The sequence below is a fragment of the Halorubrum tibetense genome, from assembly GCF_042661865.1.
Classification (GTDB): Archaea; Halobacteriota; Halobacteria; order Halobacteriales; family Haloferacaceae; genus Halorubrum; species Halorubrum tibetense.
This window is the reverse complement of sequence record NZ_JBHSWW010000224.1, coordinates 1-3,978: the sequence shown is the minus strand read 5'-3', so window position 1 is coordinate 3,978 and position 3,978 is coordinate 1. Positions and strand designations below refer to the sequence as shown.

The following is a 3,978-nucleotide window of genomic DNA, read 5'->3' as shown; positions in this document are numbered from 1 at the left end:
GCCGGCCACCCCCCCGTCCATCCCGACTTCCCCGACCGCGGCGACCGGACCGTCCCGGCCGGCCGCGTTCGGATCGAAGCCTCCGACCTCCCGGACGCGGGTGAGCGCGTGTGGTTGAAGGGGTACGGCTGTGTCAGGTACGAACCGGCCGACGAGCTGGCCGACGATCCAAGCGACGGTCCGACCGATGCATCGGCGGCAGGATCGCTCGTCTACGTCGACGCCAGCATCGACGTGGTCCGCGAGGGCGGGGTCGATGTCGTTCACTGGGTGCCCGCCGCGGAGTCGCTGGACACGCTCCTCCGGACCGTCGAGGGCGATGTCCGTGGGTACGTCGAGCCGGCCGTCGCCGACGCCGCCGTCGACACGGTCGTCCAGTTCGAACGGGTCGGGTTCGCCCGGATCGACACGTTCGACCCGACGGCGACGGCCGACCCGGACGGCCCGACCGGCGAGGAGGCGCTCGTCGCCTACTACGCACACCCGTAAGCGCCATTCGCCAGCCTGAGAGGCCGCCTCGTCGCGGAGTTTAAATACGGACGGGCGAAACGACGTGTACGATGGGTATCGACCCGAACTTCGAGCGGAACCGCGAGCAGGTCGGCGAGGAGCACGACGTCGCCGTGTGGGGGCCAGTCGACCCGCCGGAGCAGCTCGGGATCCGCGGGACCCACGTGGCCGTCGATTTCGATATCTGCCTCGCCGACGGCGCGTGTCTCGAGGACTGTCCGGTCGACGTGTTCGAGTGGGTCGACACCCCCGGCCACGGCGAGTCCGAGATCAAGGCGAACCCGACCGACGAGGAGCAGTGTATCGACTGTATGCTGTGTGTCGACGTCTGTCCGGTCGACGCCATCGACGTCGACCCCGGTCGCGAGAACCGCATTTAAGTACCGTCTCCCTATCGATCGGTATCCCTTACCGCGATATCGGTGACACCGACATCGCTAGCGGGGTCGGTCCCGGCATCACGTCGCCATCGGCCCCGGCATCACGTCGCCATCGGCCCCGGCATCACGTCGCCGTCGATCGGCTGTCCTTAAGTACGGCCGCCGTCGCGTTCATCGTAGTGAGCCGAACGGAACTCGTCGTGGCGGTCCTCGCGGGCATCGTTCAGGGGATCGTCGAGTGGCTTCCCGTCTCCAGTCAGGGTAACCTCGCGCTGTTCTTGACGTTCGTCGGCACGGATCCCGATATCGCGCTTCAGCTCGCGCTGTTCTTGCAGGTCGGTACCACGCTGTCGGCCGCGACGTACTACCGCGACGATATCCGCGTCGCGTTCGAGGCGCTCCCCGGCTGGACGCCGCGGGGGGCCTACGAGGGCGACAACGCGATCGCTTCCTACGTCGTCGTCGCGTGTCTGTTGACCGGCCTCGTCGGGATCCCCTTATATATATTCGCGGTCGATCTCGCCGGGCAGCTGACCGGCGGCGTGTTCATCGCCGCGATCGGCGTGTTGTTGATCCTGACGGGGGTCCTCCAGCTCGCCTCGGAGTCGGTATCGATGGGGATCAGGGAGGAGCCGACGTTGCTCGACTCCGTCCTCGTCGGCGCGGTACAGGGCGTCGCGATCCTCCCCGGGATCTCCCGGTCGGGCGTGACGACGAGCGCGCTGTTGTTCCGGAGCTACGACCCGCCGGCGGCGTTCCGACTCTCGTTTCTCCTCTCGATCCCCGCGAGCCTCGGTGGCGCGGCGCTCACCGTTCTCGGCGCGGGCGGGCTTCCGGGGATCAGTCCGACCGCCGCGCTCGTCGCGCTCGTCGTCAGCGCCGTCGTCGGCTACCTCACGATCGACGCCCTGATGCGCGTCGTCGACCGGGTTCCCTTCTGGGTCGTCTGTTTCGGGCTCGGCGGGCTCGCGATCGTCGGCGGCGGCGTCGTCTCTGTCGTCGCGTGAAGAGAGGAAAGAAACGGGCGAGTACGAGAGGTCGTATGAGCGGTTACGGGGCTGGCGAGGCGGACGCCTGGCCGTTCACGCGTCCGGCGAGGCTTCGACGTCCGGTTCCCCGTCCGCTGTCGCCTCCCCGTCCGCTGTCGCCTCCCCTTCTGCGTCTTCCAGCCGGCGTTCGGCCTCGTCGCGGTCCTCGGGGTAACCCACGTCGATCCGCCACCCGTCGAGACCGATGGCGTCGATGGTGCGGCCCGACTGGATGAGCAGGTCGACCGCGTCCGAGAGCTCGTACTCGCCGCGGTCGGAGGGTTGCACGAGGTGACACGCGTGGAATATGGCGGGCGAGAACGTGTAGAAGCCGGTCATCACGAGGTTGCTCGGCGGGTCGTCCGGTTTCTCGACGACGTCCGTGATCTCGCCGTACTGGTTGGTGTCACAGACCCCGTACCGGCTCGCTTCATCCCACGGCACCTCCTCGACGAGGAACGCGGCGTCGGTCCGGCGCTCGCGCTGCCGACGGACGACGTCCTCCAGGTTCGCCTCGAAGACGTTGTCGCCGAGGATCAGCATGAAGTCGTCGTCGATGTGTTCTTCGACCGTCAACAGCGCATCCGCCAGCCCCTTCGGGTCGCGCTGATGCGCGTAGGTGATCGGCACGCCCTCGTAGGCGTCGTCGTAGTGGTCGATGATGACCTCTTTCTTGTAGCCGACGACGACCAACAGCTCCTCCGCGCCGAGCTCGATGAGCCGGTCGAAACAGTGGGTCAAGATCGGCTTGCCGGCGACCTCGACCATCCCCTTCGGCTTGTCGTCGGTCAGCGGCCGGAGCCGTGTCCCCTGGCCCGCCGCGAGTACGACTGCTTGCATGTCCCGGCGTTCTCCGGGCATGAGTAAAAGTCTTCTCTGTGTATGACAGGTCGGGGTTCCCGCGGTCCGTGGGTCGATCCACCGACGGTCAGACGGGTCGATCCACCGACGGTCCGGCAAGTCACTCCTCCGGCGGATCGATCGTTCCCGTGATTCGGCCGTAGATGCCGAAGATATCCTCGTAGCCGTGCTCGCTCGCGAGGATCGGTACGACGTCCGCCCCCTCGACGCGATGGGTGTACACGTCGTCGTGCGCGAACACCGCACCCTGCGGGATCGTCTCGAAGTTCCGGTAGTGAACGTGAGGTTCGCCGCCACCCTTCGGGACCTCCTCGAACCCCTCGACGACCGTGGTCTCGGTGAACGTCGGCGGCTCGTCGTCGAGCGCGCCGTGGGCCCTGAGGAACGCTAGTGACGCCTCGTAGCCGAACTCGGCCGCTTCCTCGCTCCCCTGGCGGCCGACCTCGACCGAGACGGTGTGGTCGACGACGGAGTCGAGCGTCGTGGAGCGGAGCCCCCCCGAGTCGACCACGTAGTCGACGGGCATCCCCGTCACGGTTCGCCGGACCGACTCGGTGCACTCGCTGTAGATGGCGAACGGCGGCGGCGCGCTGTGTGAGGTGTGGAGCGCGAGCACCGCGTCCATCCCCCTGACCGCCTCGGCGACTCGGGGTGCGAGTGCCCGTTCGTACTCGTCGCTGTCGGCGTCCCCGGGGAACGACCGGTTCAGGTCGACGTCGGTGTACCGGACTCCCGCCTCTAGAGCGGGCTCGTTGGCGACGACGAGCCGGATCACGCCCCTGGCGTTCCCGTCGCCGACAGCCTGCTCGCCGTCAGGCGCGGCGTCCGCTTCCTCGCCGGACAGTTCGGGGAGCGCCGCCGCGAGCCGTCGAACGATCCGCTCGCCGGCGGGCTCGTCGCCGTGGATCCCGCCGACGATCGCGACCCGTGCCGGTCCCGCCGACCGACGGTCGATGACCTCCATACCGTCTGTTCGACGGCGACTCGGTAAAAGGCCCCGCTCCCGACCGCGGCACGGTCTCAACTGGGGGCCGTTCGGCGACCGGCCGCCGGTGGTTACAAGCCCCGTCGGTGAAAGGGATCGAACATGTTCGGAACCAGCGGCATCCGTGGCCGCGTCGGCGAGAGCGTCACCGCGGCGGTGGCGCTCGACGTCGGGCGCGCTGTCGGCACCGAGACGGATCGGGTCGTGGTCGGCC

Annotated in this window: 5 protein-coding genes and 1 pseudogene; 4 read left to right on the top strand and 2 right to left on the bottom strand. The window is 68.3% G+C overall.

Annotation, left to right across the window (positions count from 1 at the left end):
- The 3 genes and pseudogenes from ACFQEU_RS12405 to ACFQEU_RS12395 form a co-directional block, all read left to right on the top strand.
- Positions 1-489, top strand: a pseudogene (locus ACFQEU_RS12405) (hypothetical protein); the annotation flags it as partial.
- A gap of 71 nt (positions 490-560) precedes the next feature.
- Complete coding sequence (locus ACFQEU_RS12400; RefSeq protein ID WP_379782587.1) at positions 561-890, top strand: 4Fe-4S dicluster domain-containing protein; 330 nt, start codon at positions 561-563, stop codon at positions 888-890.
- Between the two features lie 179 nt (positions 891-1,069).
- Positions 1,070-1,897, top strand: coding sequence for an undecaprenyl-diphosphate phosphatase (locus tag ACFQEU_RS12395; RefSeq protein WP_379782585.1), 828 nt, complete (start codon positions 1,070-1,072; stop codon positions 1,895-1,897).
- A 75-nt stretch (positions 1,898-1,972) separates the two neighbouring features.
- Here ACFQEU_RS12395 and aglF read toward each other — a convergent pair whose 3' ends face one another.
- Entirely contained in the window at positions 1,973-2,758 is a 786-nt protein-coding gene (gene aglF, locus ACFQEU_RS12390; RefSeq protein ID WP_379782583.1) for a UTP--glucose-1-phosphate uridylyltransferase AglF, read from the bottom strand.
- A 121-nt stretch (positions 2,759-2,879) separates the two neighbouring features.
- Entirely contained in the window at positions 2,880-3,743 is an 864-nt protein-coding gene (locus ACFQEU_RS12385; protein WP_379782581.1) for a M14 family metallopeptidase, read from the bottom strand.
- Positions 3,744-3,866: 123 nt separating this feature from the next.
- On the opposite strand from ACFQEU_RS12385, the gene ACFQEU_RS12380 reads away from it, so the two are divergent.
- The coding region (locus ACFQEU_RS12380) for a hypothetical protein (protein WP_379782589.1) at positions 3,867-3,978 on the top strand (112 nt) is incomplete at its 3' end.